General features: G+C 56.3%; 21 protein-coding genes and 1 tRNA gene. 1 reads left to right on the top strand and 21 read right to left on the bottom strand.

All coding sequences use genetic code 11. The features are described 5' to 3' along the window. Nucleotides 1-47: 47 nt before the first annotated feature. The 13 genes from atpD to Q1Q75_RS03115 all read right to left on the bottom strand — a co-directional run bounded on the left by atpD (nucleotide 48) and on the right by Q1Q75_RS03115 (nucleotide 13,589). Nucleotides 48-1,463 carry a F0F1 ATP synthase subunit beta gene (gene atpD, locus Q1Q75_RS03175; RefSeq protein ID WP_300667555.1) on the bottom strand — a complete coding sequence of 472 codons (1,416 nt, stop codon included), beginning with the start codon at nucleotides 1,461-1,463 and terminating at the stop codon, nucleotides 48-50. 56 nt (nucleotides 1,464-1,519) lie between these two features. Next, on the bottom strand, nucleotides 1,520-2,404 hold the full coding sequence (atpG, locus tag Q1Q75_RS03170; RefSeq protein WP_300667554.1) for an ATP synthase F1 subunit gamma: 885 nt from the start codon (nucleotides 2,402-2,404) through the stop codon (nucleotides 1,520-1,522). A 52-nt stretch (nucleotides 2,405-2,456) separates the two neighbouring features. After that, nucleotides 2,457-3,974 carry a F0F1 ATP synthase subunit alpha gene (gene atpA, locus Q1Q75_RS03165; protein ID WP_300667553.1) on the bottom strand — a complete coding sequence of 506 codons (1,518 nt, stop codon included), beginning with the start codon at nucleotides 3,972-3,974 and terminating at the stop codon, nucleotides 2,457-2,459. Beyond that, nucleotides 3,974-4,525 carry an ATP synthase F1 subunit delta gene (gene atpH, locus Q1Q75_RS03160; RefSeq protein ID WP_300667552.1) on the bottom strand — a complete coding sequence of 184 codons (552 nt, stop codon included), beginning with the start codon at nucleotides 4,523-4,525 and terminating at the stop codon, nucleotides 3,974-3,976. Before atpH ends, atpA begins: the two co-directional genes overlap by 1 nt. Beyond that, nucleotides 4,525-5,064: a F0F1 ATP synthase subunit B gene (gene atpF / locus Q1Q75_RS03155; RefSeq protein WP_300667551.1), complete on the bottom strand. Its 540-nt coding sequence runs from the start codon at nucleotides 5,062-5,064 to the stop codon at nucleotides 4,525-4,527. The genes atpH and atpF overlap by 1 nt, the downstream gene beginning before the upstream one ends. Nucleotides 5,065-5,123: 59 nt before the next feature. Beyond that, nucleotides 5,124-5,549: an ATPase gene (locus Q1Q75_RS03150; protein ID WP_300667550.1), complete on the bottom strand. Its 426-nt coding sequence runs from the start codon at nucleotides 5,547-5,549 to the stop codon at nucleotides 5,124-5,126. A 414-nt stretch (nucleotides 5,550-5,963) separates the two neighbouring features. Continuing rightward, nucleotides 5,964-7,067, bottom strand: coding sequence for a rod shape-determining protein RodA (gene rodA / locus Q1Q75_RS03145; RefSeq protein WP_300667549.1), 1,104 nt, complete (start codon nucleotides 7,065-7,067; stop codon nucleotides 5,964-5,966). Continuing rightward, nucleotides 7,060-8,937, bottom strand: coding sequence for a penicillin-binding protein 2 (mrdA, locus tag Q1Q75_RS03140; RefSeq protein ID WP_300667548.1), 1,878 nt, complete (start codon nucleotides 8,935-8,937; stop codon nucleotides 7,060-7,062). The genes rodA and mrdA overlap by 8 nt, the downstream gene beginning before the upstream one ends. Beyond that, a complete protein-coding gene (locus tag Q1Q75_RS03135) occupies nucleotides 8,930-9,457 on the bottom strand; it encodes a hypothetical protein (protein ID WP_300667547.1) in 528 nt (175 codons plus the stop codon). The genes mrdA and Q1Q75_RS03135 overlap by 8 nt, the downstream gene beginning before the upstream one ends. Next, entirely contained in the window at nucleotides 9,457-10,278 is an 822-nt protein-coding gene (gene mreC / locus Q1Q75_RS03130) for a rod shape-determining protein MreC (protein WP_300667546.1), read from the bottom strand. Before mreC ends, Q1Q75_RS03135 begins: the two co-directional genes overlap by 1 nt. A gap of 3 nt (nucleotides 10,279-10,281) precedes the next feature. Beyond that, nucleotides 10,282-11,325, bottom strand: coding sequence for a rod shape-determining protein (locus Q1Q75_RS03125; protein ID WP_300667545.1), 1,044 nt, complete (start codon nucleotides 11,323-11,325; stop codon nucleotides 10,282-10,284). Between the two features lie 277 nt (nucleotides 11,326-11,602). Then, nucleotides 11,603-12,682, bottom strand: coding sequence for a serine hydrolase (locus tag Q1Q75_RS03120; protein ID WP_300667544.1), 1,080 nt, complete (start codon nucleotides 12,680-12,682; stop codon nucleotides 11,603-11,605). Beyond that, nucleotides 12,675-13,589: an LD-carboxypeptidase gene (locus tag Q1Q75_RS03115; RefSeq protein ID WP_300667543.1), complete on the bottom strand. Its 915-nt coding sequence runs from the start codon at nucleotides 13,587-13,589 to the stop codon at nucleotides 12,675-12,677. Before Q1Q75_RS03115 ends, Q1Q75_RS03120 begins: the two co-directional genes overlap by 8 nt. Nucleotides 13,590-13,699: 110 nt before the next feature. On the opposite strand from Q1Q75_RS03115, the gene Q1Q75_RS03110 reads away from it, so the two are divergent. Further along, nucleotides 13,700-13,776: transfer RNA gene (locus Q1Q75_RS03110), tRNA-Pro, on the top strand. Between the two features lie 119 nt (nucleotides 13,777-13,895). On the opposite strand, the gene Q1Q75_RS03105 is transcribed toward Q1Q75_RS03110, so the two are convergent. The 8 genes from Q1Q75_RS03105 to Q1Q75_RS03070 form a co-directional block, all read right to left on the bottom strand. Next, nucleotides 13,896-14,798 carry a response regulator gene (locus Q1Q75_RS03105; protein WP_300667542.1) on the bottom strand — a complete coding sequence of 301 codons (903 nt, stop codon included), beginning with the start codon at nucleotides 14,796-14,798 and terminating at the stop codon, nucleotides 13,896-13,898. 60 nt (nucleotides 14,799-14,858) lie between these two features. Then, the gene (locus Q1Q75_RS03100) at nucleotides 14,859-15,386 is read right to left on the bottom strand and encodes a hypothetical protein (protein ID WP_300667541.1); all 528 of its coding nucleotides are present in this window, start codon (nucleotides 15,384-15,386) and stop codon (nucleotides 14,859-14,861) included. A 3-nt stretch (nucleotides 15,387-15,389) separates the two neighbouring features. Beyond that, nucleotides 15,390-15,524, bottom strand: coding sequence for a hypothetical protein (locus Q1Q75_RS03095; protein WP_300667540.1), 135 nt, complete (start codon nucleotides 15,522-15,524; stop codon nucleotides 15,390-15,392). Nucleotides 15,525-15,545: 21 nt separating this feature from the next. After that, nucleotides 15,546-17,399: a DASS family sodium-coupled anion symporter gene (locus Q1Q75_RS03090; protein WP_300667539.1), complete on the bottom strand. Its 1,854-nt coding sequence runs from the start codon at nucleotides 17,397-17,399 to the stop codon at nucleotides 15,546-15,548. An 18-nt stretch (nucleotides 17,400-17,417) separates the two neighbouring features. Continuing rightward, on the bottom strand, nucleotides 17,418-17,882 hold the full coding sequence (locus tag Q1Q75_RS03085) for a response regulator (protein ID WP_300667538.1): 465 nt from the start codon (nucleotides 17,880-17,882) through the stop codon (nucleotides 17,418-17,420). Between the two features lie 326 nt (nucleotides 17,883-18,208). Further along, a complete protein-coding gene (locus Q1Q75_RS03080; RefSeq protein ID WP_300667537.1) occupies nucleotides 18,209-19,885 on the bottom strand; it encodes a sensor histidine kinase in 1,677 nt (558 codons plus the stop codon). After that, the gene (locus Q1Q75_RS03075; RefSeq protein ID WP_300667536.1) at nucleotides 19,885-21,348 is read right to left on the bottom strand and encodes a sigma-54 dependent transcriptional regulator; all 1,464 of its coding nucleotides are present in this window, start codon (nucleotides 21,346-21,348) and stop codon (nucleotides 19,885-19,887) included. The genes Q1Q75_RS03080 and Q1Q75_RS03075 overlap by 1 nt, the downstream gene beginning before the upstream one ends. A gap of 33 nt (nucleotides 21,349-21,381) precedes the next feature. Beyond that, nucleotides 21,382-22,848 (bottom strand): ATP-binding protein, encoded by a 1,467-nt coding sequence (locus Q1Q75_RS03070; RefSeq protein WP_300667535.1) that lies wholly within the window; start codon nucleotides 22,846-22,848, stop codon nucleotides 21,382-21,384. Nucleotides 22,849-22,850 lie beyond the last annotated feature (2 nt).

Raw genomic sequence — 22,850 nt, 5'->3', positions numbered from 1 at the left:
GAAGGAAGAAAGGCGAGTGCAAACCACGCCTCCCCCCCGTTCACATCTTATTGATCGCCCATCTCCTTGGCCTTGGCCACCGCATCTTCGATGGTCCCTACCAGGTTGAAGGCGCCTTCGGGAAGATCATCGTGCTTGCCTTCCAAGATCTCCTTGAAACTTCGAATCGTGTCCTCAATCTTCACGTACTTGCCCTTGAGGCCGGTGAAGATCTCGGCCACATGGAAAGGCTGGGAGAGAAAACGCTGAATACGGCGCGCTCGCGTGACGAGCACCTTATCTTCATCGGAGAGTTCATCCACACCGAGGATCGCGATGATGTCCTGGAGCTCCTTGTATTTCTGAAGCACGGTCTGCACCTGACGAGCCACCGCGTAATGCTCTTCGCCGATATAAGCAGCGTCAAGAATACGAGAAGAGGAGTCAAGGGGGTCCACCGCAGGATAGATACCCAACTCCGAAATGGCACGAGAGAGAACCACGGTGCCATCAAGGTGAGCAAAGGTCGTGGCAGGAGCCGGGTCGGTGAGGTCATCCGCAGGGACATAAACACACTGAACCGCGGTAATAGAGCCTTTGGTTGTGGAGGTAATGCGCTCTTGAAGAGCACCCATATCCACCGCCAGCGTGGGCTGATAACCTACCGCTGAAGGCATACGACCCAAGAGAGCCGACACCTCAGAACCCGCCTGGGTAAAGCGGAAAATGTTGTCAATAAAGATCAGAACGTCCTGGCCTTCTTCATCACGGAAGTACTCCGCGCAGGTCAGAGCCGAGAGAGCAACACGGGCACGGGCTCCCGGAGGTTCCGTCATCTGCCCGTAAATAAGGGCACATTTTTCAAGAACACCGGAGTCTTTCATCTCATGATAAAGGTCGTTGCCTTCACGCGTTCGCTCACCCACGCCGGCAAAAACGGAAATGCCGCCGTGCTGCATGGCGATGTTGTTAACCATCTCCATCATGATAACGGTTTTACCGACGCCTGCACCACCGAACATACCCATCTTGCCGCCACGGGGGAAAGGAACGAGAAGGTCGATCACCTTGACGCCCGTTTCAAGAACCGTCACGGACGTATCCTGCTCGGTAAATTCAGGGGCAGGACGGTGGATGGACATGGTCTTCTCCATACTCACCGGCCCCAGGCCATCCACGGGACGTCCCACAACGTTCAGGACACGTCCGAGAGACGATCGGCCCACAGGCATCAAAATGGGGCTGCCCGTATCTTTCGCATTCATGCCGCGTACCAAGCCGTCGGTAACGTCCATGGCGATAGTACGCACCACGTTGTCACCCAGGTGCTGAGCCACTTCCACGACCAGGTTATCTTCATCATCATTAATAGCCGGGTTGGTAATGGTCAGGGCAGAAAGAATCGCCGGCAGTTTTCCGGGTTCGAACTCGACGTCAACAACAGGCCCCATGACCTGTGTGATATTTCCGATATTGTCAGCCATTGAAGTACCTCCTATGTACCAAAATCTGTGCTGTCTATGCGATAGGCGAGTGACTATCAGCCCTTTAAGGCTTCTGCACCACCGACGATGTCCATTAGGTCCGCTGTAATTGCGGCTTGTCGTGCCTTATTATATACCCGTTGAAGATCAGTGATGATGTCGGAACATGCCTTCGTGGCGTTGTCCATGGCCGACATGCGTGCCGCATGCTCACTGGTTGAGGTCTCCAAAAGGCCCCGATAAATCTGAATATAAACATTTTTCGGGAGCATCTCGCCAAGAAGCAGGCCCGCACTGGGTTCACAGATGTGCTCCGCCTGAAAGGCCGTCGCTTCCTCTTCCTCCACCATCTCAATGGGTGGAATCGGAAGGAGCTGCTGAACCACAGGCACCTGCCTGCCCATGCTGACAAACTCCGCATAGACAAGGTAAACTTCGTCGTACTCACCCGCAAGAAAGCCGTTAATCAGCTTCTGTCCGCCGGTGGACGCAATACCAAAACCGACGTTTGCACCCACCACACCGAGGTATTCATCCACCCGGGCCTGGCCCTCTTTACGAGCCCAGTCTCGGCCCCTCTTGCCAAAGTTGGTGATGGAGATCTCGACCTCATCGCCCTCTTTTTCTTTAATCAGCGCTTCTGCTTTGTTGATCAGGTTTACGTTGAAACCGCCACACAGCCCCCTGTCTGATGTCAGGAGAACGATGTGGACCTTCTTCACCTCTTCGCGTGCTTCAAGGAGCGGACTGGCTCCTTCACCTGCCTTCTGAGCAAGGCTTCCCAGCACCTCTGCGTATTTTTCCGCATAGGGCCGGAAGGCCTCCATGGCTAACTGAGCACCACGCAAGCGGGAAGTCGCCACCATTTTCATGGCGCTGGTGATCTGCTTGGTCTTTTTGACCCCTGAGATCTTTAATTGTACTTCCTTTAACGTTGCCATATGCCATTTACCTTTACGTATCTCAAATTAATAGATTTGCTCTTTCAGCAAGCTACTTGATAGTGTCTTTGAACTCCTCAGCATACGCTTCAAGGGCTTTGACAATATCGGCTTCAATCTCAGAGGTAATCTTCTTGCTCTCTGCAAGGGCAGGGAGAATTCCGGGAAAGCGACCTTCCACGAAAGGATAGAGACCCGCTTCGTATTTGGTGACACTCGCACGGGGATACGCATCAATGTACCCTTTGGTCCCGGCAAAAAGGATAAGAACCTGCTTTTCAAGGGGCAGAGGCGCATACTGAGGCTGCTTGAGAACCTCCACGAGACGCTGACCACGGGTAAGCTGCCTCTGGGTGCCCGCATCCAAGTCAGAGCCAAAGGCCGCAAAGGCCTCCAACTCGCGAAAGGAGGCCATATCAAGACGCAAGGTACCGGCCACCTGCTTCATGGCCTTGTCCTGGGCGGATCCCCCAACTCGGGAAACAGAAAGACCGACGTCGACCGCAGGGCGCATACCGGCGAAGAACATCGCCTTATCGAGATAGATCTGACCATCGGTAATGGAGATAACGTTGGTGGGAATAAAAGCTGAGACGTCACCTTCCTGGGTTTCAATAATGGGAAGGGCTGTCAGGGAACCAGCGCCCAGATCGTCGGAGAGCTTGGCTGAACGTTCCAGAAGACGGGAGTGGTTATAGAAAATGTCTCCGGGGTACGCTTCACGTCCTGGCGGACGACGAAGCAGCAGAGAGACCTGTCGGTAAGAAGCCGCCTGCTTGGAGAGGTCATCGTAAATAATGAGGGCGTGCTCACCCTTGTCACGGAAGTACTCACCCATGGCACAACCGGCATAGGGGGCAAGGAACTGAAGGGCGGCGGGATCAGAGGCACAGGCAGACACCACGGTGGTGTACTCCATGGCACCATGCGCTTCAAGAACAGAAACGACCTGGGCGACGGTGGACTTCTTCTGACCACACGCCACATAGATGCACATCACGTTCTGGCCCTTCTGAGCAAGAATCGCGTCAACGGCGATGGCGGTCTTGCCAATCTGACGGTCACCGATGATGAGCTCACGCTGGCCCTTGCCCACGGGGGTCATGGCGTCGATGGCCTTGATGCCTGTGTAGCAGGGTTCATGAACGCCTTTACGCTGGATAACCCCGGGGGCTACCATCTCAAGCCGACGAAAATGATCGGTCTCAATCGCGCCCTTGCCGTCGATGGGCACGCCTGTGGTGTCGACCACACGGCCAAGGACAGCCTCACCGACAGGAACCTCTGCGATACGTGAGGTTCGCTTGACGATATCGCCTTCTTTAATATGGGTGTCATCGCCCATAATGGCGATCCCCACGTTGTCCTCTTCCAAGTTAAGGGCAAGGCCGATAATGCCACCTGGAAATTCCACAAGCTCCTGGGCCATAACTTTTTCGAGGCCGTAGACCCTTGCAATGCCGTCACCTACGGAGAGAACGACGCCGGTTTCGGAAAGTTCGACCTTCTTGTCGAAATCCTTGATCTGCTCCTTGATTATTTGGCTTATTTCTTCAGCTCTGATTTCCATTAGACACTCTCACCCCTTTTAAAAGATTCTTTCATGTTCTGCAGCTGTGTGCGCACACTGCCGTCAAGTACGAGGTCGCCTATCTTCGTAACAATGCCCCCAATAAGCCCGGGGTCTTTTTCCAGATTCAAAATGACGTCTTTGCCGGTCAAGGCGGAAAGGGACGCCTTGATCTTCTCCACAGCATCTTCCGACAATCCCACAGCAGAAACCACATACGCGTGGGCCACGCCGTTGAACTCGTCCACCAAGGCTTGATAGGTTTCGTCGATGGACCCAAAATGACCGAAACGGCCCTTGTCAAATAGAAGCAGGGTAAAGGACGCGATCACAGGAGAGAGGTTCAGCTTCTCAACCACCACCTTCAACACACCTCGCCGACCGTCCAATTCATAGACCGGATTAATGATCACACTGGAGAGTTCCACTTCCTTGGCAAGAAACGACGCCAGGCCACTGAGTTCTCCCCGGTAGGCCTCCGCATTGCCATCCTCTTTCCCGATGAGCAGCAGAGCTTTGGCATAACGCCTCGATATTGCGATATCTTTCATTACGCCACCACCTTGTTCAGATAATCATCCACCAGCTTATCCTGATCGTCCGCGGTGATCTGCTCCTGGATCAGCTCCTCAGCCTTTTCGAGGGCCAGAGCCATGATCTCGGCTTTAAGATCCACACGAGCGGCCTTGAATTCATGGTCAATGTTACGTTTGGCCTGTTCTTCAAGTTTCGCAGCATGAAGCTCGGCCTCTGCAAATATGCGCTTTTTAGCCGTTTCGCCCTGCTCCCTGTACTGCCCCAGAATCACCTCCACCTCACTGTCCAGTGTGGCAATCTTGGTTTCGTACTCGGCCAGGGTTTTTTCGGCGTCTGCCTTCTGCTTTTCAAGGGTATCCAGCTCATCACGAATGCTGTCGATACGTCCGGAAAGGGCATTGGAAACTGGTTTTCGAAGCACGAAGAACAAAAGCGACATCAGCACCACAAAGTTCAAGACACGTGCAGTATCCGTGGTAATCCAATGCTTGGCTTCCGCCACATGCTCACCTCCGCCCGAGGCAAAGGCCACGCCGGCCGTCAGACTGAGCACAGCAAAAAGGCTCCAAGAAAGCAGCCTGCGCCTTTTGGACGCGTTACTCATACAAAGCATTACAGAGCCCTCCCCAGAATTTTTTCGCCAATTGCTTTTGCAAAATCATCCACCTCGCTCCGCAGACTCTCCCGCACCGCAACCATCTCCTGAGAAATTTTTTCACGAACAGCGGCCAGATCATCCTGGGCACGGTTGGTGATCTCTCCGACGATACGTCTCTCTTCCTGAGACGCCTCATCAATAAGCGCATCCTTCAGTTGAACGCCCTTGGCACGTCCCTCCTTGATTCCAGCTGCAAACGTCTCCTCTTTCTCTTGTACCCCGACGGATGACTCATCGATGCTCGCATTGAGCCCGTCGATGGCCTCTCGACGTTTCGAAAGGACTCCCCGGATCGGCTTATACAAGACGATGTTCAAAATAAGGATCAAGAGGATGAAGTTGACAATCTGCACCAATAAGGAATAATCCACACTGACCATTGGTGACCCTCCAACAAAAGTTAATAAGAATGCCAGATCTAACCTTAGCGACACAAACTAAGACTGTTACAAGTCTTAGAAATTCCCTCATTTTAGCACTAAACCTATACCAATTTTTATCTTTTTATGTCAACCTGTTTTAGAAAAACCTTCCATGTTTAACAAGTGATATCAAGTTTTTCCATCACACGCCAGCCCCTGCCACACAAAGGCCTCCATGCTTTACCCACAAGCAGTATACTGTTAGAGAACTTTTGCCCCCTATCAATACGATTCTAAGCATTAAAAGGCTTTTCATATACAGCACAAAAAGAGTAAAAGCGCCGGTAATTACGCCCACTTTCAGTCGGCACCACAGCGCCCACGAAACGATGGGCCTTCTGTTCCCCGTGAACACACGCGAAGGGTTGGCTTCTATTTTTTGAACCGACGCATGCTGACACCCATCAAGAGCCCAATCGACATCAGACTGGTAACAACCGACGAACCGCCGTAACTCACCAGGGGAAGAGGAACCCCCACCACAGGCATCAGCCCCATGACCATACCCATATTGATAAAAACCTCCCAGAAGAGCATGGCCGTGACCCCCACAGCCGTGATGGTTCCAAAGGTGTTCTTGCTTTTATGGGCGATATTCAGGCTCCAGACAAAAAGGGTGCAATACATAAACGCGAGAAACACCGTGCCGAGAAAGCCCCACTCTTCGGCCAGGACCGAGAGAATAAAGTCGGTATGCCGCTCAGGAAGAAAACTCAAGGTATTCTGAGTCCCCTTGAGAAACCCTTTACCCGTAAGCATCCCGGACCCGATGGCAATTTTAGATTGAATGATGTGATACCCTGCCCCCAGAGGATCCCGGTCGGGATTAAGAAAGGTCAGCACACGCTGCTTCTGATACGCCTTAAGAAAAAAAAGCCAGGCCGCCACCGCAAGACCCAGCCCCGCACACACCAGCATCGTCAGCGTACGGCGCTCAATTTTAACAAAGAGGGTCATGATCCCTGCGATCATCACGATCAGGAGACCGGTCCCCAGGTCGGGCTGAAGATAAATCAAGACAAAGGGCAACAGCACGATAGCCGCAGGCTTAATCAACTCTCGAAAACCAAGCCCACGTGTTGTGGCATTTCGCGCGTAAAAGCGGGCCAGCATGAGAATCACACCGATCTTGGCCAGCTCTGAAGGCTGAAGGGTGAAGGGCCCCAAGACCAACCAGCGCCTTGAACCGCCCACCATGCGCCCCACAAAGAGCACCGCCACAAGAAGAATCATGCATCCTGTATAAATCCCGGGAGTCCATCGTTCAAACTCCTTGGGGCCCAGGCAGAACGTCGCAATCATCACCCCCATGCCCGCTCCCAGCCAAATCAATTGCTTCACGAAAAGCGGGCGCAAAGAGGGATCGTTCCCTGCGTAGACAGCACTGTAAAGAGCCACCAGCCCCAGGCCTGCGAGAATCAGGGTAATCAGCAAAAGGCCCCAATCAAAATGTTCCACCACACGGCGATCAATCACGGACGTCCTCTCCTTTTCCCAGATAGGTCTCGATCACTTTTCTGGCAATGGGAGCCGCCTTGGTGGATCCGCCTTCACCATGTTCCACGATCACCGCCACGGCGATGGTTGGGTTTTCCATCGGAGCATAAGCCACAAACCAGGCATGATCCCGAAATTTACGAATCCTCTTTTTTTTCTTGACGCCGCTCTCCCCCTTACTGATCACCTGCGCGGTCCCAGTCTTTCCCGCCAACGTCACCCCGTTGATACGGGCACGTCTCGCGGTCCCCTTATGGTCATTCACCGCCCCCCAAAGCCCCTTTTGAATCAGCCCCAGATTTTTTTTCCCGACGGGAAGATGCCCCTTCACGACGGGCCGGGTCTCTTTAACCAAGGAGCCGTCGGCCGTTTCAATCTTCCCGAGAATATGGGGTTTGTAAATCGTCCCCCCGTTACCCACCGAAGCGATGAGCATCGCCATCTGAATCGGCGTCACAAGATTGTAGCTCTGCCCGATGGTCAGAGACAGGGTCTCCCCACTGAGCCAACTCTGCCCCAGCTTGCGCCGCTTCCATTCAGCCGTGGGAATAAGCCCGGCAGCCTCGCCAGCCAGTTCAACCCCGGTGGGACGCCCCAGGCCGCAGCCACGCGCATAAAAGGCCAGGCGGTCGACCCCAATCCTTTCCCCCACCTCATAATAGAACACATCACAGGACTGGGCGATGGAGTCCACCACATCCACCGAGCCATGGCCGGTACGTTTCCAGCACCGATACGTTCGGTCTCCATAGGCATGACGGCCCGAACAGTAAAACCGGGTCCTGGCATCCACCACCTTCTCCTCCAGGGCCGCCATGGAAGAGACGATTTTATAAATGGACGCAGGAGGATAAAGGGCCTGAGTGGCCTTGTTCTCCATGGGACGCCCGGGATTATTTTTAAGGGAATTCCACTTGGCGTAAGAGAGCCCGCTGACAAAATCGTTTTGATCGAAGGTGGGGCTGCTGGCCATGGCCAACACCGCACCGGTTCTGGGATCAAGGGCCACCACGGAACCGACATCTCCCTTCAGCAGGGCCTCGGCTTTTTTCTGAAGTTTCGTGTTGACCGTGAGATAAATATTCTTACCGGGATCCGCCTCCACCCGCTTAAGCTCACGGATCACACGGCCGTGGGCATCCACCTCAACCTGCCGGCCGCCTTGCGATCCGCGCAAAAGAGGCTCCATCACCTTCTCAACCCCAAACTTTCCGATGAAATCTCCGCCGGAGGCCTCGGGATGCTTGCCGCTTGAAAGCTCCCGGGCGTTAATCTCCCCCAGATAACCCAGGAGGTGAGCCGCCATGCCTGGGTTGAGATAAAATCGCTTGGGACGAACCTTCACCACCACACCGGGCAGGTCAAAGCTGTGAACCTCCACCGGGGCCAGGACATCGCGTCCAATCCCCCGTTTGAGCACAATCTGACGAGAAGACCCCTCCCCCCCTTTCTTGGCAATCCTCTCCATCATCTCTGCCACAGGAACGCCTGTAAAACGGGAAAGACGCTCAAGGGTCTCCGACAAAGGCTTGGCATCCCGAGGGACAATAAGGAGGTCAAAAGCAGGTCGGTTGTCCACAAGGAGCTTGCCCTCGCTGTCGTAAATCAACCCCCGGGAGGAAGGCAGGCTCTGAAGACGAATGCGATTGTTGGTAGACAACTCACGATAAACATGCCCCTGAACGACCTGAAGATAAAAGAGACGCACCAATATAACGGAAAAGGCGATAAAAATGAGGATCATGGTCCCCTTGAGCCGACGGTTAAACCACTCCCCATCAGGGCTGTCCAGATAGCCGCACATGGCTTTGGTTCTTTTGCTCTCCGGGTTACCGCCAGAACTACACACCGTCGCCCCCTTCCAGCTGGCAAACGATCCCACGAGTCAGCCCCCCTCCGATCCGGTATCCCACGGCCAGCAGGACATACACCAAGGGCCCCAGCAGAGCCCCCCAGAGAAGCTGCTCGACCCCCTGCTCGACGGCCCACACCATGGTGGCGGCGTTGACCCCGGAGACACTGAGCGCAAGAAGCGCCACAAGGTTTTCGAGCAAAATCCCTACCAGAACGGCAACATAGATCAAGACACGGCTATACACGTGCAAAACCTGAATCGCAATTTGAAGAGAGAAGAAAAGCCAGAAATAACTGGTGAGATAAAAGCCAAAGGGACTGCCCGAAAGGCCGTCCACAAGAACCCCCGTCACAAGAATCACGCCGCAGCCCTTCAGGCGAGGCAACGCAAGGGCCGTGTAGACCACTTGGACCACCATCAAATCAAAGGGGGCGCGCACGGGAATCTGGGGCAAAAAGGCCGTTTGGACAAGAATCAGCAAAATGGAGGCCAGGATATATCCGATGACCGCCATCAGCTTCCCGCCTCGGGACCAAGCACCACAAGCACCTCCTCCAACTTATCAAAAGGCACGGAAGGGGTCACCGCCACCTCCTGGAAGATTCCGGACACCCCCTTGTGCACTTCACTCACCGTTCCGATGAAAAAGCCCTTGGGGAACACACCGTCCAGACCCGAGGAGACGATACGCTGACCGGTCTTGATGGTATCGTTTCGATTGGCATAAGCAAATCGGCATTCCGCGGCCCCACCGCCCTTCAGAACGCCCCTGGCCCGGGTATCCTGAGCCAGAGCATCCACGGAGCTGTTGCGATCCGTAATGAGAAGAACCTTGGCGTATCGCCCTGAGGCTTCAATGACCTGCCCCACGATGCCTTCGGGAACCACCACGGGTTGCCCCTTGGCCACGCCGTCTTCTGTGCCTTTGTCTATAATAAGGGTGCGATACCAGAGAGAGGCATCCTTGCCGGTGACCATGGCGGCCACCATATTTCGGGCCTTAGCCTCTTTAAAGGAGAGAAGGCTGCGCATTCTCCCGTTGAGCAGTTTAAGCTCGTTGTACCCGTTAAGCTGCTCTCGGAGCTGGGCCACCTCACTACGGAGGACCTCGTTTTCCTCTGCCGTGGTGACAAGATTGAAGTACCCGTGCCAGATGGAACGAATCCACCCGAGGGTAGCCGTCAGGCCTTTCTGAAAGGGCGCCGTTAAATGCAGAGCCAGGGGGGCTGCACCTTCGGCGGAATCGGGACGACTGCTTGAAACGGTTAAAGCGGCAATGTTGAGCAGAAGCAGTCCCAAAACCGCCACAACCAAGACCATACGCCGTGAAAACATAGGCTACCTGATGACTACCTGTCGCAGGATTTCGATGCTGTCCAGAGACATGCCGGCCCCTTTGGCCACCGTCGAGAGAGGATCATCAGCGACGGTAATGGGAAGCCCCGTATGCTCTTTGAGCAACTTATCGAGGTTTTTAAGCAACCCCCCGCCCCCGGTGAGAACAATCCCACGGTCCACAATGTCTGCCGCCAACTCCGGTGGGGTCTGCTCAAGGGCAATCTTCACGCACTCCACAATGGCGTCAATCTGCTCGCTGATGGCCTCACGAATCTCTTCCGAGTCGATGGTAAGAATTTTGGGAATCCCGGAGACCAGATCGCGGCCCTTGACCTCGATGGTTTCGATATTCTCTGTATCGGGATAGGCATTGCCGATGGTGGTCTTGATCACTTCGGCGGTCCGCTCCCCGATGAGAAGGTTATAGCGACGCTTAATATACTGCATGATCGCCTCATCGATGCGATCGCCGGCCACCCTCAGGGAACGGGAGTACACGATCCCGGCAAGGGAGATCACCGCCACCTCTGTGGTGCCGCCACCGATATCCACCACCATGTTACAGGTGGGCTCGGTAATGGGAAGCCCCGCGCCAATGGCTGCCGCCATGGGTTCTTCCAGGAGAAACACTTCACGAGCCCCGGCAGACTCAGCAGATTCCCTCACCGCGCGCTTCTCCACCTGAGTAATGCCGGAAGGAACAGCAATGATGATGCGGGGTCGAACAAACTTCTGGCGATTGTTGTGGACCTTCTTAATGAAGTGACTGAGCATCGCTTCCGTCACTTCAAAATCAGCGATCACCCCATCCCGCATGGGACGGATAGCGACAATGTTCCCCGGTGTCCGGCCAAGCATGGCCTTGGCCTCGGCGCCCACGGCCAGTACCTTGTTCTTGGATCTGTTGTCGGTGCGAACAGCCACCACGGACGGTTCGCTGAGCACAATGCCCTTGCCTTTCACATAGACAAGGGTGTTGGCCGTTCCCAGGTCGATGGCCAGGTCACTGGAGAAAAGCCCCAGCAGCGAGTCAAGAAGGTTCATAGTCAGCCTTTGTTCCCAATAATATGTAATGGCCTGATAATATAGGAAAATCGGTCTGCCACAAGGGTCGGATTCCCGCAGCTCGCGTCTGTTCCGTCTGAAGTCATCGTTACGGTAATCGATTGCACAAAACATCCCGCGAGACAAAGGGGCTCCATGCTGACGTTATCCTCATCATGGAACGTGTTCCGGGCCTGCAGGACAAAAACAAGCGCAATAATCACCCTCCACCGCTATCAGAAATCATGCCAATTGACAACTTAAAAAGCGGCGGCGATCACGGGCCGACAACGCCCGGACCATAGATTTCCATCGCCAGATCATGCACCTCAGGACGAAACAAACGGATCGCCAGATTCGCGCGCGAGGGATACACCCGATTGGTGAGAAGAACCACCACCATCCCGCGGCTCGGGTCGGCCCAGAAAGAGGTCCCGGTAAAACCCAGATGCCCCACGCTGCCCGGCCCGAAATAACGCCCGCTGGCCGACCCCTCCGGCGATGGCAGGTCAAAACCCATCCCCCGGCCCCTGCCCTGTGACTCCTGGAGAAAAGAGCCCACAACCTCCCGACGAAAAGGGGAACCAGGGACACCGTCGCGATGATGCGCCACCAGGTGCCAGACCAGGCGCCCCACCGCCCGCGCCGTCCCGAAAAGACCGGCATGGAGGGCCACACCGCCCATGGCCCAGGCATTGTCGTCATGCACCTCCCCGCACAGAGTCCGGGCACGCCAGGGGCAGGTTTCCGTGGCAGCCACCGCCCTGTCCCCCGGAATATCGATGGCGTACATGAGATCAGAAAGCCCCAGAGGGGCGCGCACGACCTCGTTAAACTGATGCCTCACATCGACCACGGCCACGGCCTCCACCCCCTCTTTAAGGAGCATAAAACCGATATCGCTGTAGCACACGGCCGCCCCGGGCGCTCGCTCCAGAGGACACCCCTGAATCAGCCGCCTCAGCTCCTCCCCCCGCTGTGCCGCCGCAAGGGGTGCCAGGGTTTCGTAAAAGGGGCGCCAGGCTGGAAGCCCCGAGGAGTGGTCCAGGAGCTGACGAATCGTCACCGCTTCTCGATGCCCGCCTGAAAACCAGGGGACATAACGGCAGACAGGGGCCTCAACATCCAGCTGTCCGGCCTGCACCAACCGCATGGCAAGGGTCGCAGCGGCCAGGGGCTTGGTCAGCGATGCCAGGTCAAAGAGTGTCTCCGGCGTCACCCCGGTGTTCCTTGAATAAAGGGTGCCGACGCAATATTCCGCCACCACCTTCCCCTCACGCATCACCACCAACTGGCCGCAGGAGAACACACCGCCCGCCACCCCCTCGTTCATTTTTTGTTCCAGAGGATCACACATACCGAAACCCCGTATCCGACGAAAGCTCCACCCGCACGCCAAAGAGCATGGGCAGGTTGGTGGCACCGTGACCAAACCGGCCCCCGGTCACCACCGGAATGCCCAAGGGGGCAAAAATATCTTGAAACACGGCGTCACGGGCCATCGTCTCCCCACAGTGGAGGCACTCCCCCACCATCACCCCGGCCACGCCGGACAGGGCCCCGGACAGCCGCATCTGGGTCAATGCCCGGTCCATGCGATAGGGCGCCTCATGCACATCCTCCAAGGCGAGAATACATCCCGAGAAATCGGGCTGAAAAGGCGTCCCGCAGAGGTGAGCCAAGGTGGTCAGATTGCCCCCGGTCAACACACCGCCCCCCTCTCCGGGCACCAGAGCCTCCCAGGCAGCCCCCAGGGGAGAGGGAAAAAAACCTTGAGTGAACAACCCCGCAAGGGCGTCCACGGTCTCTGACGAGGCCGTGGCCAGCGCCTGCACCGTGGGGCCGTGAATGGCGCAGGCCCCCAACCCCACCAGACGGACCAGAAGGGCCGTGGCATCACTGAACCCCATAAACAGAGGAAGCCCGGCAAGCTCCTCGCAAGAGAGGTGGTCCAAAAGCCGCATGGCTCCATATCCGCCACGCGCCGCGATAATCAGGTCCGGCTGCCTCCTGGCCAGACGCAAGAGGGACGCCTTGCGCACCGCCTCATCCCCGGCCAGATAGCGCATCGCCCCCAGCACCGCCTCATCGGCCTCCACGGCCCATCCCACCCCACGAATCCGGGCCATCCCCTTTGCAAACATAACGGGATCAACCACCCCCGACGGGGCCGCCACACCGATCTTCGCATTTTCTCCCAGTGGAAACATAAACCCGCCCTCTGCCTTCAACCCCTTGATTTCAGCCTTTGGTTCTGTGGGCACCTGCCACAGCCCCTCCACGTTTTTTGCGCCATTATGGGGGTGGGCTTTTTTTTTGTCAAAGAGTGCTTGACATCAATCGAAACATGGGGGTATAACCCACCTGTTTTTGGCGGGGCGTAGCGCAGCCTGGTAGCGCACTTGACTGGGGGTCAAGGGGTCGGAAGTTCGAATCTTCTCGCCCCGACCAAAACACAAAATATAAAAAACAAAAAGGACCTGATCGTTACCGATCCGGCCCTTTTTTTTTACCTTTTTTTCCTCGAAGACCTTATCGAGGGAAGATCACCCCGAGCCCTCTTCTCTGCCTCACGCCCCTTTCGAAGCGATGCGTTCAATCTCAAAGAAAAGCTCTTCCTCTCTCACAATCCCCTGACATTGACCCCAGGCCATCACGGCCAGCCGACGCTGATTCATAGACACCATCAAATAGGCCGCTTCCATGATATTGGCATCAATATCCACCTCATGGGGAGGTTCCGTCATCACATCCGAGACCTTAAGCTCCATCAGCTTTTTCGACTCGGCCGTAAAAAGTCCCTTCCAGAACATGGGCGAGTATCGAATCGTGGACGCGGTACTGGGAAGATCGGCTTGTGTGTAATCGGGCAGCAAAGCCTCAAGCAACCCCCCGACGGAAAACACCCCCTTCACCTCACCATCTGAGATCACAAGCAGGGATCGCTGCCCCGACTCAATGAGGGAGCCGGAAAGGGTGCGCGGTGAAAAGGAGGCCCGCAAGGCTCGAACGGCGTAAGACAGGGTCTGGTTGGGGCGGGCTGTTTCGTAATCCGCCAGAGGAATCATCACCTCTCCCACCGTTTTTTCCATCTCGGAGTCGAATCCCGAGACCACCCCGGCTTCGTAGATCTTTGTCGCCAGGAGATCGATATCACAGGGTTTCGCCAGATAATCATGGGCCCCGGCGGCCAGCGCTTCCTCGGCCGACTCTCCGGTCCCATGCCCGGTCAGCATGATCACCGGCAGCTTGGGCTTGCGCTCCTTAATCAACCCCAGGGCCATCAACCCGTCCATTCCTTTCATCCGGATATCCAGCACCACCACATGGGGGCCCTGATCAAGACAATCCAGGGCCTCTTCCCCCGATTCCGCTGTGAGCACCTCAAACCCTCGGCGCTCCAGCACCTTGGAAGTGGCCACGCGAAAACGTTCCTCATCATCCACGATCATCACACGTATTTTTTTAATCATCTTGTTCTTCTCCTTTCACATCAGTCCAGTGCAATGCGAATTTGCTGGCACACGCCGTTCTCACATGCCCTGCAGCATGAAGAGCCCCTTGAAAAGCAGCATCAGGGAGACCAGGGTCAGAAAAACCGCCCCCAGGGCCCGGCGGCCACTGACGCCTCCGAGCTCTCGGAAACCCACCCAGATGACCCCCCATTTCCAAGGTTCCGTGTACACAAAGGAACCTGGAATCCATGAGACGAGCAGGGTCACCCCAAACCCGTAGGCCACAGAGGGCACCACGACGGAAGCCCCCGGTCGGCGCCTCCCCACCAGCCACAGGGCCAGCCAGCCCATCAGCGAGGAGAGAAACGCCATGCCCAGAGAATTGAAAACCGCAACGGCTCCGAGAACCGTCAGCCCCCCTTCTGGACCTATCATGCCGGCCATGAGGCCATTCAGAAGCACCGCGCCAGAAAATCCCCACAACAATCGATGGAGAGTGCCCCGCTGCTTCAGTGTACGATAGACCTGTGAAGGTGAAAGCAACACAGCCCTCACCCCAATTTTCTTGATGTCAGGGGCCAGGCCCCCTTCCAGGCTCAGTGTCATGGATCAGCCCCCCATAACCCAGATCACCACCCCATAAAGGAGCATGAACAGAGTCAGCACGAAGCAAACACGACGCTCCGTCTCCGCAGAGAAGAAGAGACGTCCGTTCTCCCATTTTACCGCTTTACGACCCTTCACAGGCATCCACTCCTTTTATGATTAGAAACCCGGCAGGGCGTTAAACCCGCGCAGAACCCAATACGCCCCGGTGAGAAGCAAAAGGACGGCGTTTGCAACAAACCACAGGGGAAGCCCCACCCTGAGATAATCCTTGGGCTCCAGATAACCCGACGCATACACAATGGCGTTGGGAGGCGTGCCGATGATCAGGCAATAAGCAAAGCTTGAGGCGATGGCCGTACTCATGGCCATAAAGGGCAAAAAGGAGGTCCCCGGATGCACCAGACCCGCCATGTTCAGGGTGATGGGTCCCACGGCCGCTGCCGCCGGTCCATCCGCCATGAGGTTGGTCAGCACCGCGGTCAGGCCATTGGACACGGCCATGAGCGGAAGACCGGAATCCATGCCGAAGGGAGCCAGAAAATCGATGACCGTCCGGGCCAGCCAGTAAGCGGCGCCCGTGGTGTCTAAGGTGCGGCCAAAAATAATGGCCCCGGCATAGAGCCAGACAACCCCCCAGTCCACCTTCTCATGGTAATCCCGCCAGTTCACCACCCCGGTCAGCAGGTAGGCCACGGCCCCTGCCACGGCAATCACGCCGATGCCAAGGCGAATGGGGTAGATCCCCATGTTGTAAAAGGCTTTTTCTGTAAACCACCCGAACACCATCACCACAAACACAATCAATGCGATGATCTGCTTGCGGTTCCAGGGCCCCATTTTGTGAATCTCGACACGAAGATGATCCATGGCTGGGGCCAGGCTGGTGATACGCGGCTTAAACCGCCAGTTCACAATCAACCAGGTGATGGGAATCATGACAAACAGATAGGGAAAGCAGTAAGTGATCCATTGAAAATACCCAATATCAAAACCGAACATATCGGTGAGATAGGTCATCATGATCACGTTTCTGGCACCGCCGGAAGGGGCGCCAGGCCCGCCGATGTTACACGCCATGGCGATACCGATCATGAGCATTTTCGCAAGTTCAGGGTCCTCCGGCACCTCCGGGGTGAGGCTGTTCTGGTAAAGAAGCATCCCGATGGGGAGAAACATGGCAGCCAGGGCGTGGTCGGAGATAAAGGCGGCCAGGGGCGTGATGATCAAAAAGAAGATCAGGGTAATCCAACGGACGTTGGGTACCGCCAACTTTTCAAACATCAGCAGGCAGACCCGTTTGTCCACCCCGGTTTTGACAAAGGCGGCGGCAAACATCAGGGAGCCCATGATGAACCAACAGGCGTCCGACCAGTAGAGCATGGCCACTTGCTGTCGGCTGACCACCCCGGTGAAGACCAGGATCAGACCAATACAAAAAGACACCCCGGGCAGTGGAATGCACTCGGTGACAAAACAGATCACCACAAAGGCCACCATGGCGATGGCCACCTTGATGTGCCACCCGCCTTTGTCCGCCGCGGCCTTATCCCTTCCGGTAAGGTCTTCATAGCGAAGGGTGTCACGCCTCTGCTTCAATCCGCCCTCCATGAGAGCAAGAAATCGAGCATCGTCCACCTGATCCTTGACAAAGGCATGAGCCCGTTTGAAGTTGGGCGCATCCACGGCGATCTTATACTTTTTGCACCACTTCTCGTTGCGTTTTAAAAACCGCGTCTTCGTGAGAGCGCCCATCCTCAGGTTTCGTTCCATCATCTTGACCGTCAGGAGCTGCCACTGGGGTACTTCCGTACTTCCAACCCCAAAGAGTTCCTGACTCAGATAGTTGGTGACCGCCTTCGGCCCCACCTTGTACTCGGTCCCAACGTCCATCATACCGCCCGGTGTCGGCATCAGGAGGATGAGAAAAAAAAGAACAACCGGAATGGAAAAAATCTTCCAGTCCACATACTTGTCATACCCGGTCAACTTTTGCTTGCCACGCTTTCCCATGATAGCTGTCCCCCCTCCTTAGGCGTCGATGTCCGACCCCTTTTGCTTCATGATGTCCCTCGGGCTCTGCATACTTCGCTCAAGCATGGCAAGGCGTATCTTCTCTGCATGCCGCCGATAGGAATCCCAGGCTTCACTGACCTTGCCCCAGAGCAGGTCAATATCGGCCGGCTTCACCAGGTAGTCAAAAGCACCCGCTTTCAGACCCGCCACAGCCGAGTCCACGGTTCCGTGACCCGTTAACAGAATCACCTCCACCAGGGGGTAGGTTTTTCGAATGGCCCGAAAGGTTTCGTGGCCATCCATTCCAGGCATCTTCACATCCAAAACCACCACGTGCACCGGCTCTTTGGAGAGCTGAGTCAGGGCCTCCACCCCGGATGCGGCCGTGGCAACCGAACAGCCTTTACGAGCCAAAAGCCGTGAGGTGGTCTCAAGATAGCGGGGCTCGTCGTCCACGAGCAAAACATAGAGAGTCTCCATTCACTCCTCCTAATAATTATAGATTCATCATTCTCATACGCATGTATTGGAGTATTGCTCTATGAGCAAATGCACGGGACATGCCAAGAATATTAAAAATATAACCCACTGGTTTTAAAGAAATTATTTGCGGATTGCTTATTCAGAGTAATTCTGAATTGTCAACGCTGTTTACAAGGTGTCAGAAGAGAGTGAAGGGTGGCCACAGACACAAAAACCCCAGGCATCGACCCGTGACGAAAGGGCGATGGCCGGGGTTTTTGTCACTCCACGCCGCCTTCACACTGAAAAGCGGCGTCTTGCAGACAAAGGGAAAACCCATCCGATCAGCGGGGAGGCTGACACGGCAAAACGATGGTAAACAAGGTCCCCTCCCCTGGGGTGCTGGTCACGTCAATGTGCCCCCCCATGCTCTCTACGATACTAAAGCAGACAGAGAGCCCCAGGCCCGTTCCCGATCCTGGGGGCTTGGTGGTGTAAAAGGGGGAAAAGATCTTGGCCTGGGTCTCCTCATTCATGCCTCCCCCGTTGTCCTCCACGTCGATAGACACCGTCTCCGGCTCCTCTCGAACCGAGACCTGAATCAAACCTCCGCAGCTTCCATGGCGGGCATCCACGGCATCCAGGGCATTATTAATAAGGTTCAGGAAAACCTGCTGAAGTCGAGAGGGATCGCCCCAGACCAAGGCGCCATTTTCTGGTATCTCCGTCTGTAAAATTACACCGCTCACCTCCGCCCGCTTCCGAACCATCTTGACCACATCAGAGAGAAAATCACCCATGGCAACGTCCTGGTCCTTTGAGGTGCTCTTACGTCCAAAATTAAGCACCGAGCGGGTAATCTCCGAACACCGACCGATCTGGAGTCGCATCTGGTCCAGGGACTCACGGACCACCTCAAAATCTCCCTCCCCTCTTTCCACATCGCCGATGGTTTCGCCCATATAAGCCAATTCGCTCTGCATCACCTGAAGGGGGTTGTTGATCTCATGGGCAAAGCCTGCCGCCATCTCTCCGAGCTCTGCCAGCCGGGCCGCCCGGTAGAGCTGCTCTTCCAGATGCACCGCCTGATCATCGCTGCGACGGATCCGAGAAACAATCCGGACCGTCAGGCCATACCCCACCGCCAGAAGCGCCCCGCCCCCTGCCACCATGACGGCAAAAATCACAAGATAGATCTGCAGACGGCTCTCAAAGGCCTCGTGCTTGTTCTGTACCACCACCAGACGCCACGCCTTTTCGGTCAGCCGTGTCGTGGCAAAAACCCGCTTCACCCCATCGCGACAGGCAATCACCCGAGCCCCTGCCCACCCGTCCCCCGTGACGTAGGCATCGCTGTCCGGGTCCTTCTCCATCAGCTTCCCTCGAGAGGCTGGCAGGCTCTGGTAAATGCCCTCATCATTTAATAAAAAGGCCTGTCCCGTTACGCCAATGTGCACCCGGCTCGTCAGGGATTGAAACAAATCGGTGTCAATGGTGGCACGCAGCACCCAGGGGCGCCCCGCACCCTGAACGCGGACGGCCACAACCACATGAGGGGTCTTTCGAAAGCCAGAAAAAACATCGCTGATCCAGGAGCCGGTGGCCATGGTCTTTCGAAACCAGAACTCCTCCTGATAATCTATGCCCTCAAGCCGATACGGACCGGTGTACGCCACATGCACCCCGGCCTCGTCAAAAACACCCAGATCCATAAAGGCACCGGAACTTGCCTTGAGATGCCCGAAGGCGACCTCCAGGTTTTCGGAGGTGGAAAGGGCCTCATACGAAGAGACAGAGGCCAGCAAAGCCAGATCGGAGCGTCTCTCCTTTAAAAAGGTATCCACCATCGCCCCGTGGTCACGGGCTGTCTGAGAGAGCCGTTCCATGATGCTCTTCTCCATGGCGCCGGAAAAGAGAATGGCCCCCACCACCAGCAGCACCAGAAAAGGCACGAGGGGCACAAGGGTCATGTTCCCCAGAATAAACCGTCCAATGTTTCGATCGTGTGTTTTATTTGCCATTATCCCTTGCCTTTCTGGGCGTCCGACTCGGCGCCGTTGATTCGAGCCCCCACGGTGATCCCGTATTTGTCCATGCGGGCATGGAGTGTGGGACGGGAAATACCCAAAAGTCGGGCGGCCTGGGACCGATTGCCCTCTGTGGTGGCCAGGGCTTCAGACAAAATCACCCGTGAGCACTCGTCGAGGAGTCGCTCAAACAAATCGTCTTCTTTACGCTCCAGACACCCACGGACCCAGCGCCTTATGATGTCCTCCGGGTCCTTCCTGGGCTCTTCGGCCACCCCATCCTGCCCCAGACTTCTCGCAATACTCTCCTGGGTGATGGCCCCCCCCCGATGAAAAATCAAAAGCTTCTGGATCACGTTGGAGAGCTCTCGCACGTTGCCGGGCCACTCGTACCCTCCCAGAAGATGAAGGCCTTCTTTGCTGATGCCGGGGTTGGCCATGCCCAGCTCCTGGGCATGACGCCTGAGAAAATAATCGGTGAGAAGCGAGATATCTCCTTTGCGCTCACGCAAGGGGGGCAGCAAAAGGGTCACCACCTTGAGACGGTAATAGATATCCTCACGAAATCGCCCCTGTTTGATGGCGCCTTCAAGGTCTCGGTTGGTCGCGGCGACAATCCGCACATCCACAGGAATGGTCTCCCGCCCCCCGATGCGCTCGATACTGCGTTCCTGAAGCAGACGAAGAATCTTGGTTTGCAGCTCCAGGGGCATATCGCCGATCTCATCAAGAAAAAGGGTCCCCCCATGGGCCTGCTCGATCTTCCCGACCTTCCGGTGGGTGGCGCCGGTGAAGGCCCCCCGTTCGTATCCGAACAGCTCACTCTCCAAAAGGGTCTCTGGAATCGCCACGCAATTGATCACCACAAAGGGGCGTCGGCTCCGGTTGCTGTGCTGATAAATGGCCCGCGCGGCCAGCTCCTTGCCGGTGCCGGATTCCCCCCGGATCAGGACCGTGGCATCGCTGGCGGCCACCCGTCCTATCGACTTGTACACCTCCTGCATGACCGGGCTGATGCCCACGATGCTCTCTTCATCACTCCCGTGAACCGCCCCCGCCCCGGTGCCCCCCATGGTGACGGTGGACTTCATGAAACGCCCGGCCTCGGCGGCCTGGGCAATCAATCGCAGCAGAGCCGGAATATCAAAGGGCTTGAGCACGTAGTCAAAGGCCCCCATTTTCGTCGCCTTGATGGCGGTTTCCGTGGTGCCATAAGCGGTCATGACGATGACCGGCATGAGACTCGCCACCTCTTTGAGGCGCCCGAACAATTCCAACCCTCCCATGCCGGGCATCTTCATATCAATGATGGCCAGATCGGGATGAAGGCGCTCGGCCAGATCGATCCCCGCCAGCCCATTGGCCGCGCTGTGAACGCGGTACCCTTCGGCTGCCAGCAACTTCTCAAATGAAGCCCGCAGGGAGTCGTCATCGTCCACAATGAGAATGGTAATCATATGTCTCCTTTGCTAAGGGGGTGCAACCCGCCTCTATTCGTCGCCATCCATGGGTAGATAGACGATAAACATCGTCCCCTTGCCCGCTACCGAGTCCACGTCGATCCAGCCGCCGTGGTTTTCAATAATCCGCTGTGAGATGGGAAGGCCCAGCCCCGTGCCGTCCTCCCTCGTGGTGAAGAAGGGCTGGAACACCTGTTCCAGTTCCTCTTCGGGGATGCCGCATCCGGTGTCGGCAAAGGCAATTTCGGCCAAACCGGCGCCATCGGTCTCGTGAACGACCCGCTCGCTGATGACAATACGCCCTCCGCCCTTCATGGCTTTGCAGGCATTCTCCATGAAGTTCACAAAGGCCTCCTTCAGCTGCTCCGGGTCACAGGTCACCTGGGGAAGCGCTGCCGTCCGCTGCACCTCCACCACCACCTCGTAGGAACGCAACCGATGAGACAGGAGCTGAAGCACCCGGTCCACCACCCGGGAAGGACTCTCCAGCTGCATGGCCAGACGCGGAGGCCGGGAAAACTCAAGGAAATTCTGAACAATGGTATCCACCTGCCCGATCTCCCGGGTGATGACCTGAAAATCCTCCTCCTGCTCATGGGTGAGGGGCAGGGACCGGTTCAGGGAAAAAAGACGCATTTTGACTGAGGTGAGTGGATTTCGAATACTGTGGGCCATACCGGCGGCCAGCTTCCCTACCAGAACCATCTTCTCGGCCATGAGAAGATTCTCGCGGCTCCGCGCGAGCTCGGTATGGGCCTCGCCGGCACTGCGGATCAGATTTTCAATCCGATGGGTGACCGCCTTCACCTCGTTGGGCTCTATCAAGGCGAGTTCCCCCGCCTCTTCTCGAGCCAGAAGGCGCAGGGGGGTCAATACCTGACGTCCCAGGAGTATGGTGAGGATACCGCCCAGACCCGCCACGCAAAAAAGCGCCAGAGCCGTGACCCACCGCAACCTCACCGCCCGGACGTGCACCGATGAGCGGGCCTCAAAGAGCTGCTTTTCATATGCTTTTTTATAGGTTTCACAATGACCGAGGAGCTGAAAGAACTGGGTCCTCACCTGGGCATGGGCCGCACCACCGGCCTCTTCGTCTCCCTGAATGTACAGGCCCAGGGCGTTGTCCTTGGCGGCCACGTAAAGATCATACCTCTCGCCGATTTTCTCCAGCGTGTCCCGCTCGTCCTCCGTCCTGGCAAACCCCATGGCCCGTTCGAGGCGCATGCGAAAAAGCTGCCGATACTCTCCCAGGCGCTGAAGCCACTCGGGATTTCGGTCCATGATATAATACGACATGAACCCCTTTTGATTCACAAGAGCCGTTTCCAGGGCTTCAGCGGCCTGATACGCATTGACCGTATCGCTAACCATGACCTCGATCAGACGATCCACCCGGTAGGTATTCCATATCATCACCCCACCGCAGCCCAGGGTCACCGCCACCATCAGGGCCACAATCGTCGTCGTCTTTGTGCGAAGGCTCAAAAAGCCTGGCATCC

It is taken from the genome of Desulfoluna sp., from assembly GCF_030145185.1.
Taxonomy (GTDB): domain Bacteria; phylum Desulfobacterota; class Desulfobacteria; order Desulfobacterales; family Desulfolunaceae; genus Desulfoluna.
The sequence above is the reverse complement of the archived record's forward strand: the minus strand, read 5'-3'. Positions and strand labels throughout refer to the sequence as shown.